We start from the raw sequence: 12,738 nt of genomic DNA, 5'->3' as shown, positions 1-12,738 counted from the left end.
ATTATTTATTGTTAATCGTGAGCAATTCGGGCCTCAGCAGCGGCAGCAATTGCAGCAACAATGTCATCAATAAAAGTATTTACACGGCCACCATCATGTTGTTCATCATTTAATTTACCAACAATTCCTGGCTTTGTACGATCCAAATAACCAAAGTTGGTCCATGAAATCGTACCGTAAACACCTAGAATTGACATGACTAGTTGCTCATCAATACCATAAGTGGCATGATCTTGTTTAATCCGCGTTTGTAAAGGCGTTGGCAACAAGTTTGCTTCAGCAATATCGTCAATGGCTAGACCAGTCATCACAGCGTCTTGTACTTCAGTTTTATGAAGAACATGTTTGATAGAATCAAGCGCTTCATCATGGGTCATATCTGGAATGTGGTCTTTTTGACCATCTACCGTCAAATCAGCGATGGCATCTAAGCTAACACCACGTTCAGCGAGCATTTTAACAACATCTTCGTAGTAATCACGTTCAGTAAATAACATTTTTGAATAAACTCCTTGCTTAATGATGGCATTATTGTATCACATTATCCTGATTTAAAATTCAGGTAGCGTTAAAATAGTTTTTCCTTGTAATGAATGGTCACGTGCTTGTTCGTGAACTTGACGTAAGTTATCAAGCGTAAATGGCAAAGTCTCGCCAATCCGGACGGCTATTTTACCAGCTGCCATATCTGCAAATAGTGCTTCTAAGTTGGGACGTTTACCATCTGAGAATGTACTTGCAGCATCGATATCAAAGTCAGCCATTGCCACATCGTCCAAACCAACTAGACTACGTAACAAACCACCAGACTTTAAGATTTTAGCTGATTGAATTGTCACATCCCCACCAATTGTGTCTAAGACGGCATCAAAATCTGATAATTCATTTTCGTAAGCGGTGTGATAATCAACTGGCGTAATGTCACCAAATGATTGCAAATAGTCAAAATCAGCTGGTTTAGCAGTTGCATAAACATCAGCGCCAATATTGATGGCAGCTTGGGCTGCGACGGAACCTACTGCGCCGGCACCACCTTGAATAAGAACTTTTTGACCAGGTTGTACAGCTAAGTCACGATGAATCATTTCGTAACCCGTTGCCGCACCAATAACAGCGGCAACAGCGTGTGCATCATCGATTGTTGCTGGTACTTTGGTAGCAGCTGATTGACCAACTGGTACTAATTGGGCATAGGTCTTTTGATGACGTGTAGCAGCAATGCGATCACCAACTTTAAAATCAGTGACATCATCACCAATGGCAATTACTTCACCAACCACACTCGAACCAGGAATTAAGGGTAATTCTTCAGTAGTACCCATTTGGCCGGCAATGAATTTTACATCGTAAGGATCGATGGCCACAGCATGATTTTTAACAAGAACTTGTTTTTTCAATAACTTTGGTGTTTCAGTTGTAATTGCTTCAAGACCAGTAACTGGGCCATATTGATTAAGTTGAATAGCTTTCATAATAATATCTCCTAACATACTCGTTTGTATGTTCTTAGTTTAACTTATTTTGCATCTGAATGGCATTATCAAGTAGTCAATGAGCATTTTATGAGAGAAAATGAAAAATAAGTTAAAAAGTAGTTGTCAAATATTAAGTACTATGGTAATTTAATAGTTGTCAAAACCACCGACGAAGGAAAGAGAGGATGTTTATAATGTTTAATAACAATTTGAAACTGAATATGATGACGTCCTCTGACTCAACTGTGTTACCAAACAGTTGAGTGTTTTGAGGTGATTAATTAATTATCGCTAGTAAAGCCATTCAATTTAGGTAATGCAGAATTTGCTGTTATTACCTAAGTTGAGTGGCTTTTTTGTTTGGAAATAGAGGAGAAGTATTATGGCAACAGATAAAAATGAGTTAAGGCGTTCGATGGGCGCGTGGACGGGGATTTCGGTAGTAGTAGGAACTGTGATTGGCTCAGGAATTTTCTTTAAGCAAGGTCAAGTTTTGGAAACAGCTGGTAGTACCAGCGCTGGATTAGCAGCATGGTTTTTAGGTGGTATTATCACCTTGGCAGGTGGTTTAACCTTGTCAGAAGTTGGGTCGAGAATTCCAGAAACTGGTGGCATTTATATTTATATGAAGAAATTATATGGTAATTTCATTGGTTTCTTGACTGGTTGGACGCAAGTAGCGATTTATGCACCTGCAATTATTGCTTCAGTAGCAGCTTATTTTTCACAATTATTTGCTGATTTCTTTGGGATACCAATGAAATGGGTACCGGTTATTGGTATCGTGACCTTGATTGTGATTACAGCTATGAATTCATTTGATAACCGCATTGCCGGCGGTTTTCAAGTTGCAACGACGAGTATTAAATTAATTCCAATTGCCGCATTAGTTATTTTTGGAATATTTTTCGGAAAAGCTGACGCATTAGGACAGACAGTTGCGCATGTTTCAGCAAATCATGGTGGTAATTTTGGATTGGCTATTTTAGCCACATTATTTGCTTATGATGGTTGGGCAACCCTTGCCAATTTAGGCGGTGAAATTAAGAATCCAAAGCGTAACTTACCACGAGCAATTATCTGGGGACTATTTATTGTTATTTTGGCCTACGTTGGTGTGACTTATGGTATTTATCAAGCACTGCCAGCAAATCAGATTGTCTCATTAGGTAGTGAAGTGCCATATACAGTTGCGAAACAAGCATTTGGTCAATTAGGTGGTAAGTTATTAGCTATTGGTATATTAGTTTCAATGGCTGGAACGCTCAATGGTAAGATGTTAGCTTTCCCACGTATGGTATATGCAATGGCCGAAGAAGGTGTGTTGCCAAAGTATTTAAAAAAGATTAATCGCTCAAAGGAACCAGTGGCAGCATTATGGACAACAGCTGGATTAGCCATGGTTTTGATTGTTATTTCGGGAGCCGATTGGTTATCAGATATGGCTGTTTTTGTTATCTGGCTATTTTATTTAGCAACTTTCTGTGGTGTCTTTATCTTACGATCAAAGGATCAAAAACATGGTTTACAACCTGATACAACAATGTTTAGAGTACCATTGTATCCAGTAGTACCATTTATTGCGATTGGTGGTGCATTATTTGTTTTGATTAATACATTCGTTGCTAGTCTATCAATGGTCTTAATTTCATTTGTATTTGTCGCTATCGGAATTCCTGTTTATTACTATTATCAACATCAACAGCATTAATTTATTATTAAATATAAAAGCGGTAGTCGGTCTAACTGAATGATGAAAAGTATGCGATAATATGTATATAAGTATAAATAAGCAGGGAGTGTAACAGGATGGGAAAATATCATGTGACAAATTATGAACAAATGTCGTTTGATGATTTTAATCAACCAACTGGGTTACCAATTAACCGAGACAATCGGTGGGTTGTACGTGCAGATAATATTCCATGGCATGATTTAGAAAAACAATATGCGATGGTCTTTACGAGTACACGTGGTCCAAAACCATTGTCATTTCGCTTAGTATTTGGCGCATTAATGATTCAACAACTTTTAGACTTAACTGATGAAGAAACGTTAGAGCAAATTAAAGAAAATCCATATTTACAATATTTTGTTGGTCAGCCAGGCTATGTTTATGAACGTCCTTTTAGTTCATCAACGCTTAGTCGGGCTCGACAACGAATTGGCGACACTGAAGTGATAGCGATGGTCGATAAAATTGAAGACTTAATGGCTGAAAAAGGAATCACATCCCAGATTGGCAAACGACATTAAGACATCATATAAAAAACAACCCGTTGGGATTACCAAACTAATTTGGTAACCTCAGCGGGTTGTTTGTATTATTTATGCTTTATTGGCTTTACGGTTTTGAAAGAAATAAATAATTGATAACAAAACCAAGAAACCAGCACCGATACTAACTGAAATGCGCGTATCGGGATTGATGAACATGAATATCACAATAATGACTAATGATAACAATGAGAAATAATTTGTGAATGGATAAAGAGGCATCTTAAATGGATGTTCCTTCATCAATGCTTTGTTAGAAGCTCTAAAACGTAATTCAGAAAGCAAAATAACAAACCAAGGAACCATTCCTGGCAACACACTTGAACTATAAACTAAAACAAATAAGTCTGCAGTTGATTTACTATAAGCTGAGAAAACAGTATTTAGAATAAGACCAAGTAAGATACCGCCTGAAATTGCTAAGATGGCAACGTAGGGCACTTGATGTGTCGAAATTTTAGAGAAAATTTTTGACGTTTGACCATCTTTTGATAGTTTGTAAAGCATACGACTTGAACTATAGATTCCTGAATTAGCACCTGACATAGCAGCTGTTAAGACAACGAAATTAATAATACCAGCAGCACCTGCAATACCGACCTTTGAAAATGTTTCAACGAAAGGTGATCCGACGGCGTCCAATTGGTTCCATGGGTAGATTGTGACGATAACAAAAATAGCACCAATATAGAAAATCAAAATACGCCAAACAATTGAACGTACGGATGAAACAATCGCTTCTTTAGGATGTTCAGCTTCACCGGCTGTGATACCTAACACTTCGATTCCTTGGTATGAACCAACTACGATTGAAAGTGCGAAGATAAATCCTTTAAAACCACCTGTGAAGAAACCGCCGTGGGTCCATAGATTAGAAAGACCAATGGCATGCCAATGATTTCCTAGTCCTAAAAAGATAACCATAAAACCAAGAACAATCATCAAGATAATCGTGATAATTTTAATCATGGCAAAATAAAATTCCATTGTACCGTAGGCTTTAGCTGAAGCTAGGTTAGCAAAAGCTAACGTGAAGATAACGACAACGCCCGACACCCAACCAGGTAAATTAGGCCACCAATAATTTAAATACGTACTAACAGCAATAACTTCACTAATACCAACAACAATATATTGGAAGACGTTACTCCATTTTGTTAAGAAACCAGCTAGTGGATGAATATAATTTGAAGCATAGTCAGCGAATGATCCAGTGGTTGGATTAATGTAAATCATTTCACCTAAAGCACGCATCACTAAGTACAATAAAATTCCCACGAACGCATAAGCTAGTAGTACTGAAGGTCCCGTCCATTGAATGGTTGAGGTTGAACCCATGAATAGACCGACACCAATGGTACCACCCAGTGCGATCATTTGCATTTGACCACTACTTAAGGAACGTTTCAATTCTAACGGCTTTTCGCCTTGTTGCTCTTTCATACAATCTTCTCCTTGTTTTGTAAAAGTATACAAAAAACCCGTCCAATTAACCTGCACCGCAAAAAGGGGTGTCGAGCTGATTGGACGGGTTGTTAATAATCATTTTATTAACAGCACATTAAATATCCCAACCAGCCAAAATGGTGGTTGAGGTGGTGGTCGTTATTGAATTATTTTGCTTTACTCGAACATTAAACATAATGATGACCTCCGTGCTGTAATTAATAATTAGAAGAATAGCATTATTGTTCGCTAAAAACAAGCCTTATTTCAGATAAATTAGAAAATTGACGGATTTATTAATCAAATAATAATAATTTAGCCAGCGATTAATAACGCATTATGAGAGACTTTTAAAAGTGATATGCAATCAATGAATTAATGACAAATAAACTTTTATTAAGAGGTAACTTATGCGTAAATTATCATTATGGCAAAAAATGTGTCGGCGAGAAAGTCCTAATCATTATGCAGATGAAGATGGCAAATTAAAAGCTGTGCTGGGTAGGCGTGAAATGATTGCCATGGGGATTGGAACCGTCATTGGGGCCGGAGTTTTTACGATGCCAGGGATTGTTGCAGCTGAATATGCGGGACCTGCAGTTGTACTATCGTTTATTATTGCAGCTTTAATTGCCGGCTTGGCAGCGTTAGCCTATGCTGAATTAGCATCAGCCATGCCTTTTGCTGGTTCAGTTTATTCGTGGGCCAATGTGATTTTTGGTGAGTTTGTTGGATGGTTAGCAGGCTGGGCAATTTTGGCAGAGTATTTAATTGCATTAGCTTTAGTAGCGTCGGCATGGTCATCATATTTCCAAGGATTTTTGCATGGTATTGGCTTTGAATTGCCAATGTTCATGCAAGCATCTTTTAATTTAAAAAATGGGACTGTGTTTGATCTGTTTGGTGCATTGGCAATTTTATTGGTTGGATTTTTAGCTTGTCGGGGAATGCGTAACATTGCCCGCGTTGAAAATTGGTTAGTTATTAGTAAAATTGCCGTTATTTTACTGTTTATTGTGGTCGGAGCAACTGTTATTCAAGTGAAAAATTGGGTACCATTTATTCCACAACATGAAGCAGGTACACATTTTGGTGGGTTAACCGGTCTGATGGCAGGTGCCACACAGATTTTCTTTGCATATATTGGTTTTGATACGATTGCCGCTAATGCAGCTGAAGTTAAAAATCCACAAAAAACTATGCCGCAAGCGATTGTGGGCACATTGGTCATTGCAACATTGTTATTTGTGGGTGTTGCAGCAGTTTTAACTGGTATGTACCCGTATGAACAGTTCCGTGATAATGCTGAACCAGCTGCGTGGGCGTTACGAGAATCAGGCCATCTACTAACGGCGAATTTATTGTCATTAGTCGCACTAGTTGGTATGTTCTCTGGATTAGTTGCATTGTTGATTGGTGGTTCACGTTTAGTTTATTCATTTGGTCGAGATGGCTTGTTACCACGTTCTTTAGCAACTGTTAATGCGAATGGCTTGCCAAAAACTGCTGTTATTTGGATAACAATTATTGCAGTAATGCTAGGTGCTATTTTCCCGGTGGGGATGTTAGCCAATTTAGTATCTGCTGGTACTTTGATTGCGTTTATTGTCGCTGGATTAGCTGTTTTACAATTACGCAAACGAACAGATATTAAGCATACAGGCTATAAAATGCCATGGGTGCCAATATTGCCAATCATGACGGTGTTGGCATCGTTAGGCTTGTTATTTTCATTGAATCAAGCGGCTATTTTATTGATGGTAGGATGGTTGTTTGTCGGTACAATTGTCTATGTGATTTATGGCAGCCAGCATAGTTAACTTTACTTGATCAATTTGTATAAAATGAAGGTTGGAACAAGTATTTGTTCCAGCCTTTTCTTGCTAAAATTATTTGAATTATAAGCCTGTAATTTTTACAGCATAAACGCGTTCACAAAGACTGGATTCTCAATGTAACGAATTTGCCCGCTTCACGGTCTGACGACCGCAAAACGTCCAAACACCGTTACACACCGAATCCAAAGCGTCTTTGTTCTCGCTCTGGTATAAACGCGTTCACAAAGACTGGATTCTCAATGTAACGAATTTGCCCGCTTCACGGTCTGACGACCGCAAAACGTCCAAACACCGTTACACACCGAATCCAAAGCGTCTTTGTTTTCGCTCTGGTATAAACGCGTTCACAAAAGCTGAACCTTCAATATAACGTCATTGGCCCCAATCATGTCTTGCGTGTTGCTCCGGCCATAATTGGTCCCAACAACGTTATACGCCAGGTTCAACCCGCTTTTGTTCTCGCTCTCTTTTTGTGACTGAAAAAACTAAATATGCGATAATAAGACTACGATATGTATAGATAAATGGGAGAAAAGCCGATGAAAAAATTATTGGTTTTAACAACGGGTGGTACAATTGCATCCACTAAAACTGCGCAAGGGCTAGCCCCTGGTTTAACAGCTGATGAATTGATGACTTATGTCGAGCCACATGAGAATGTTCAAATGGCCGTTGAAAATATTATGGGTAAAGACTCAACTAATATGCAGCCAGAGGATTGGTTAATTATTGCTGGTCGTATTTTAGAACGACAAGATGAATTCGATGGGTTTGTTATAACGCATGGTACTGATACGATGGGATATACTGCAGCTGCGTTGTCGTATTTACTATATGGTATTAATAAACCAGTTGTCCTAACTGGGTCACAAATTCCTTTGGGTGAATTACAGACGGATGCCATTCGTAATCTTGATGATGCGGTAACTTTTGCTAGTCAAACACATTTAGCAGGAGTTTATTTGGTATTTAATGGCTTAGTTATGATGGGGACACGTGCAGTTAAAACTAAAACGAAGAGTTATGATGCTTTCGAAAGTATTAATTACCCTTATTTAGCAAGTGTCAATGCAGGTGAGATGGTTTCATTGTATGAGCCAGAGCCCGAAGAACAATTATTGCAGCCGCATACGTCATTGGATTCAAATATTTTCGTTTTAAAGGCATTTCCAGGATTGTCAGTCGACATTTTTGATTACTTAGTTGATCATACACATGGCGTTATTATTGAAAGTTTTGGTAATGGTGGTTTGCCATTCCAACGACGTAATTTGATTCCGGGTATTGAAAAATTAATTGCAGCCGATATTCCTGTGATTATTACGACCCAGATTTTGGAAGAAGGCCAAGATATCAATTTGTATGAAGTTGGTAAACGAGTTGCTGATGCTGGTGGCGTTACAGTTGGTGATATGAATACAGAAGCAGTAGTTGCGAAATTGATGTGGGTACTAGATCAAACACGTGATCCTCAAACCATCACCGATATGATTCAAACACAAACTGCTCATGATATTGGATTTGTCTAATTAACACATTGTAGGAGGTATATATGGCAAAGCTATCATATGATATTTTAGAAAAATTTGGTTCACTATCAACTAGTAAAAGTGGTTGGGAACTACAACTAAACTTTGTACAATGGGGTGAAAATAAACCTAAGTTTGATTTACGTTCATGGTCACCAGACAACAGTAAAATGGGTAAAGGGTTAACACTTACCCATGATGAAATTGTGGCACTACACAAGGTGTTGACTGGTATTTTAGCTGAAGAACATGCACCAGTTATTGATAATGAAGTAGATGAGGAACCAGATGAAGCGAAAGAAACTGATCGACCTAAATGGGGCCGGTTAGATGATATGTAAGTTGAAGTGGTTGGGACGTAAGTATTATGTTTCGCTTTTTTGATAAAATTGTTTGAACTATATGCTTATAATTTTTATAGCTTAAACGCGTTCACAAAGACTGGATTCTTAATGTAACGGTAACGGATTTGCCCGCTTCACGGTCTGACGACCGCAAAACGTTCAAACCCCGGTACACACTGAATCCAAAGCGTCTTTGTTCTCGCTCTCTTTTTATTGCCATTTTTTAAAAATTTGTACAAAAAATCAGTTACTGCAATCATTGTTGTGCATTTAATTATTAGCTAAACTAATAAGATACAGCGTGAAATGAGGATAACTGGATGAAACTGGCAGTCGTTGATGGCGGAAATGAGCATAATTTACAGTTGGATTGGTTTGGAATTACAACGGTAATTACACAACAAGATATTAAGGTTGTCATACTTACTAATATAGTTTCACCGATGCATGGGAAATTATTATTGAAAACATTGCAAAAACAAAATGCTAACTGGCAATTAGTACAAAAGAATGGTCTAGCAATTCTGCATAAAGAAAAAACGTTCCGCAATTGGGAACGTCGGTTAGTTGGTAAAGGTTGGCTATATATTTTTGATTTTGTTACGATGACGATTGTCATGCCACAAACTGGTATTGATCAGCAAAGTGCAGCATGCCAAGTGCAACAAATTTCAGATTATTTGTATGGGCAAGTGAAGCCGATGTGTTTATTGGCAATGCAGCATCTGGCTGATCATTTGATTAATTGTGGTTGGCGGCATGTGAGTTATGAAATGAATAATAATGTGACGACAATTACGGATATACCAATAATAAAGCAGATTATGCAACTTGATGGACATGGACAACCGCTATCAAAAAACATGTTAGTAATATTGCTACATGATTAAGGTTTATCGGTAATCAAAATTGTGAGCGTAGCTGTGGCGGTTTGTTTACTAGTTTCTTCGATAAAAATATCTACTTGCCAAGTTTGAATCCGGCGTCCTAACTTTATAGGTTTTGCGATGGTAAGAAGCGTGCCTTGTTTAGCAGACGCTAGATGATGGGTTTGAATATCAACGCCGACTGGTACCTTATTAGTGTCAGTTAGACTTGCTTGTGCACCTAAACTGGCGGCTGTTTCAGCTAGGAAAGCATTGATGCCACCATGAACAATACCATATGGCTGCTTGATGTTATCAGAAATCGGCATGCGAATAATGGTTTTTTCAGTAGAAACAGTATCGGTTTGAACATTTAAAAATTCTAGAGCATTCATAATAAGACCTCACTTAAAAAGCATTTTATGTTAAACATCATTTTAATATTAATTTGGAAAAAATAATAGAAAAGATTATACTACTAATAGTGCTTACAGAATAAAAGTTAAAAATAGGAAGTGACAGATAAATATGACAGTAGAATGGTCAACAGTTAAAGAATATTCAGAAATTTTCTTTGAGCGTGCTGATGCAATTGCAAAAATAACAATGAATAATCCACGCCACCATAACGCCTTCACACCTGACATGGTGCAAGAAATGATTGATGCCTTTTCAATCGCGCGTGATGACGCCTCAATTGGTGTAATCATCTTGACTGGTGAGGGAGATAAGGCCTTTTCATCAGGTGGTGATCAATCCGTTCGTGGTAATGGTGGTTATGTTGGACGTGACAACATTGCCCGTCTAAATGTATTGGACCTACAACATTTGATGCGTATCATCCCAAAGCCAATTATTGCAATGGTTAAAGGTTGGTCAGTTGGTGGTGGTAATATTTTGCAACTAGTTTGTGATTTAACCATTGCTGCAGATAATGCCATGTTTGGTCAAACTGGACCAAAAGTTGGTTCGTTCGATGCTGGATATGGTTCAGGTTATCTTGCCCGTGTTATCGGTCATAAGCGTGCTAAAGAAGTATGGTTCTTAAACAAGTTCTATACAGCTCAAGAAGCTTTCGATATGAACTGGATTAATCGTGTTGTACCATTGGCTGAAGTTGAAGATGCAACTATTGAATGGGCAAATATTATTCTACAAAAGTCACCAACAGCTTTGCGCTTTATCAAGGCCGCAATGAATGCTGATACTGATGGCTTGGCTGGTTTGCAACAATTTGCTGGGGATGCAACGATGTTGTACTATACAACTGACGAAGGAAAAGAAGGTAAGAACGCATTCTTAGAGAAGCGTCAACCTGATTTTTCAAAGTATCCCAAGTTCCCATAAAGTAAATCATGAAACTCGATATATGACCGTTAATTGTCAGTTATCGAGTTTTTTATTGTTAAACAGAGATATCAACTAATAAAAAGGAATGAATATGGATAATTGGCTTATAAAACGGGCACAGTTAACACCAAATCGTTTAGCTGTACAATATCAAGAAACGACCTTAACTTTTGCGCAAATGAAAGATGCGGTTTTGAAGTTAGCATCACAAGTGGCCGCATATGCCCAACATGCTGACAGAGTTGCAATCATTACGCCTAATAATTTAAAAGGATATTTAATGATTTTGGCTGTCCAACAATTGGGCAAAACAGTTGTTCTCATTAATCGCCGTTTGTCAGCGCGTGAAATTAATTTTCAACTGAAGGATGCAGACGTTAATCTAGTTGTGCAAGATGATGGTTTTGATGCATTGTTAGAAGTGGCACAACAGCTTGATTTTACAACGGTCATGCAAACACCAGTCACAAAGCTGGTAACGCCAGTTTCTGAGTTTAACTTAGATACAGTAACATCAATTATGTATACATCAGGAACGACTGGTAATCCTAAGGGAGTTATGCAGACGTTCGGTAATCATTTTTATTCAGCCGTTGGGTCAGCTTTGAACTTAGGCATCACGCCAAACGATGTCTGGCTAGCGGTGGTACCAATTTTCCATATCAGTGGTTTATCAATTATGATGCGCTCATTGATTTACGGAATGGGTGTCTATTTAGTTGAAAAATTTGATGTTGCTCAAATTAATGCCATTCTATTAGCTGGTGAAGTCACGACAATTTCAGTCGTACCGATGATGTTACATCGTTTGTTAGATGCATTGCCTGCGGGTCAACAATATCATGAAAATTTCCGTACAATGTTGCTAGGTGGTGGTCCTACTGATTTGACAACGTTGAAAAAGGCCGCAACAGCTGGTATTGAAGTTGTACAATCATACGGCATGACCGAAACGGCTTCACAAGTTATTGCTTTAGATGCCGCTAATGCACCACGTAAAATTGGATCAGCTGGACAACCTTTGTTTCCAGTTTCAATCCGCATTGCTCATCCGGATGACAAACAACATGGTCGCATTCAATTAAAGTCACCAACTTTAGCAGTTGGATATTTGAATCAACCTGAAAAGTATCAAGCATCATTTGAAGACGGCTGGTTTGATACTGGTGATATGGGTTGGTTAGATGATGAAGGGTTCCTGTACATTGACGGTCGTGAAGGCGATATGATTTCTTCTGGTGGTGAAAATGTGTTCCCTGATGAAATTGAATCAATTTATGCTAAGCTTGACGAAATTGCTGATATGGCCGTGGTTGGTGTCCCTGATGAAAAATGGGGTGCTGTGCCAATTGCTTTTATCACGTTCAAAGAAGGAAAATCACTTTCATATCAAACTTTACGTAGTTTTGGTCGTGAAATGTTGGCTCATTATAAAGTGCCAGCAAGTTTTTATGAATTGGATCAATTCCCACGAACGGCCAGTGGTAAAGTGCAACGTCATAAATTAGTGGATTTTATGGCAAAGGCTAAAGAAATTAAGTAGAATTCTTGAAATTTTTAGACGAACGATTATAATAGTCAGTAATCTAGGAAAGGGGGTGATACGTTTTGGC

At 38.2% G+C, this 12,738-nt stretch carries 12 protein-coding genes; 8 read left to right on the top strand and 4 right to left on the bottom strand.

What is annotated here, in order from left to right; translation table 11 throughout:
- Positions 1-11: 11 nt before the first annotated feature.
- Together ACSYSF_RS08015 and ACSYSF_RS08010 are read right to left on the bottom strand one after the other, a co-directional pair.
- Entirely contained in the window at positions 12-497 is a 486-nt protein-coding gene (locus tag ACSYSF_RS08015) for a phosphatidylglycerophosphatase A family protein (protein WP_489867489.1), read from the bottom strand.
- 54 nt (positions 498-551) lie between these two features.
- Positions 552-1,472, bottom strand: coding sequence for an NADP-dependent oxidoreductase (locus tag ACSYSF_RS08010; protein WP_489867488.1), 921 nt, complete (start codon positions 1,470-1,472; stop codon positions 552-554).
- 385 nt (positions 1,473-1,857) lie between these two features.
- Here ACSYSF_RS08010 and ACSYSF_RS08005 point away from each other — a divergent pair, with 385 nt between their 5' ends.
- Entirely contained in the window at positions 1,858-3,186 is a 1,329-nt protein-coding gene (locus tag ACSYSF_RS08005; RefSeq protein ID WP_489867487.1) for an APC family permease, read from the top strand.
- A 98-nt stretch (positions 3,187-3,284) separates the two neighbouring features.
- On the top strand, positions 3,285-3,731 hold the full coding sequence (locus tag ACSYSF_RS08000) for a transposase (RefSeq protein ID WP_489867486.1): 447 nt from the start codon (positions 3,285-3,287) through the stop codon (positions 3,729-3,731).
- A 72-nt stretch (positions 3,732-3,803) separates the two neighbouring features.
- Here the strand turns inward: ACSYSF_RS08000 and ACSYSF_RS07995 are convergent, their stop codons facing one another.
- A complete protein-coding gene (locus ACSYSF_RS07995) occupies positions 3,804-5,195 on the bottom strand; it encodes an amino acid permease (protein ID WP_489867485.1) in 1,392 nt (463 codons plus the stop codon).
- A gap of 413 nt (positions 5,196-5,608) precedes the next feature.
- Here ACSYSF_RS07995 and ACSYSF_RS07990 point away from each other — a divergent pair, with 413 nt between their 5' ends.
- The 4 genes from ACSYSF_RS07990 (at position 5,609) to ACSYSF_RS07975 (ending at position 9,799) form a co-directional block, all read left to right on the top strand.
- A complete protein-coding gene (locus tag ACSYSF_RS07990; protein WP_489867484.1) occupies positions 5,609-7,018 on the top strand; it encodes an APC family permease in 1,410 nt (469 codons plus the stop codon).
- Between the two features lie 557 nt (positions 7,019-7,575).
- The gene (locus ACSYSF_RS07985; RefSeq protein WP_489867483.1) at positions 7,576-8,565 is read left to right on the top strand and encodes an asparaginase; all 990 of its coding nucleotides are present in this window, start codon (positions 7,576-7,578) and stop codon (positions 8,563-8,565) included.
- Between the two features lie 23 nt (positions 8,566-8,588).
- Positions 8,589-8,906: a YdbC family protein gene (locus tag ACSYSF_RS07980; RefSeq protein WP_489867482.1), complete on the top strand. Its 318-nt coding sequence runs from the start codon at positions 8,589-8,591 to the stop codon at positions 8,904-8,906.
- Between the two features lie 323 nt (positions 8,907-9,229).
- On the top strand, positions 9,230-9,799 hold the full coding sequence (locus ACSYSF_RS07975; RefSeq protein WP_489867481.1) for a hypothetical protein: 570 nt from the start codon (positions 9,230-9,232) through the stop codon (positions 9,797-9,799).
- Here the strand turns inward: ACSYSF_RS07975 and ACSYSF_RS07970 are convergent.
- Positions 9,796-10,170 carry a PaaI family thioesterase gene (locus ACSYSF_RS07970; RefSeq protein ID WP_489867480.1) on the bottom strand — a complete coding sequence of 125 codons (375 nt, stop codon included), beginning with the start codon at positions 10,168-10,170 and terminating at the stop codon, positions 9,796-9,798. The genes ACSYSF_RS07975 and ACSYSF_RS07970 overlap by 4 nt on opposite strands.
- A gap of 133 nt (positions 10,171-10,303) precedes the next feature.
- Here ACSYSF_RS07970 and menB point away from each other — a divergent pair, with 133 nt between their 5' ends.
- On the top strand, positions 10,304-11,122 hold the full coding sequence (menB, locus tag ACSYSF_RS07965) for a 1,4-dihydroxy-2-naphthoyl-CoA synthase (protein WP_489867479.1): 819 nt from the start codon (positions 10,304-10,306) through the stop codon (positions 11,120-11,122).
- A 94-nt stretch (positions 11,123-11,216) separates the two neighbouring features.
- The gene (locus ACSYSF_RS07960; protein WP_489867514.1) at positions 11,217-12,668 is read left to right on the top strand and encodes an o-succinylbenzoate--CoA ligase; all 1,452 of its coding nucleotides are present in this window, start codon (positions 11,217-11,219) and stop codon (positions 12,666-12,668) included.
- Positions 12,669-12,738 lie beyond the last annotated feature (70 nt).

The sequence above is a fragment of the Weissella sp. ESL1139 genome, assembly GCF_058506735.1.
The sequence above is the reverse complement of the archived record's forward strand: the minus strand, read 5'-3'. Positions and strand labels throughout refer to the sequence as shown.

Bases quoted from the DNA above. Each gene is read 5' to 3' on its own strand.
- ACSYSF_RS08015 (WP_489867489.1), bottom strand. From the start codon at position 497: ATGTTATTTACTGAACGTGATTACTACGAAGATGTTGTTAAAATGCTC.
- ACSYSF_RS08010 (WP_489867488.1), bottom strand. From the start codon at position 1,472: ATGAAAGCTATTCAACTTAATCAATATGGCCCAGTTACTGGTCTTGAA.
- ACSYSF_RS08005 (WP_489867487.1), top strand. From the start codon at position 1,858: ATGGCAACAGATAAAAATGAGTTAAGGCGTTCGATGGGCGCGTGGACG.
- ACSYSF_RS08000 (WP_489867486.1), top strand. From the start codon at position 3,285: ATGGGAAAATATCATGTGACAAATTATGAACAAATGTCGTTTGATGAT.
- ACSYSF_RS07995 (WP_489867485.1), bottom strand. From the start codon at position 5,195: ATGAAAGAGCAACAAGGCGAAAAGCCGTTAGAATTGAAACGTTCCTTA.
- ACSYSF_RS07990 (WP_489867484.1), top strand. From the start codon at position 5,609: ATGCGTAAATTATCATTATGGCAAAAAATGTGTCGGCGAGAAAGTCCT.
- ACSYSF_RS07985 (WP_489867483.1), top strand. From the start codon at position 7,576: ATGAAAAAATTATTGGTTTTAACAACGGGTGGTACAATTGCATCCACT.
- ACSYSF_RS07980 (WP_489867482.1), top strand. From the start codon at position 8,589: ATGGCAAAGCTATCATATGATATTTTAGAAAAATTTGGTTCACTATCA.
- ACSYSF_RS07975 (WP_489867481.1), top strand. From the start codon at position 9,230: ATGAAACTGGCAGTCGTTGATGGCGGAAATGAGCATAATTTACAGTTG.
- ACSYSF_RS07970 (WP_489867480.1), bottom strand. From the start codon at position 10,170: ATGAATGCTCTAGAATTTTTAAATGTTCAAACCGATACTGTTTCTACT.
- menB (WP_489867479.1), top strand. From the start codon at position 10,304: ATGACAGTAGAATGGTCAACAGTTAAAGAATATTCAGAAATTTTCTTT.
- ACSYSF_RS07960 (WP_489867514.1), top strand. From the start codon at position 11,217: ATGGATAATTGGCTTATAAAACGGGCACAGTTAACACCAAATCGTTTA.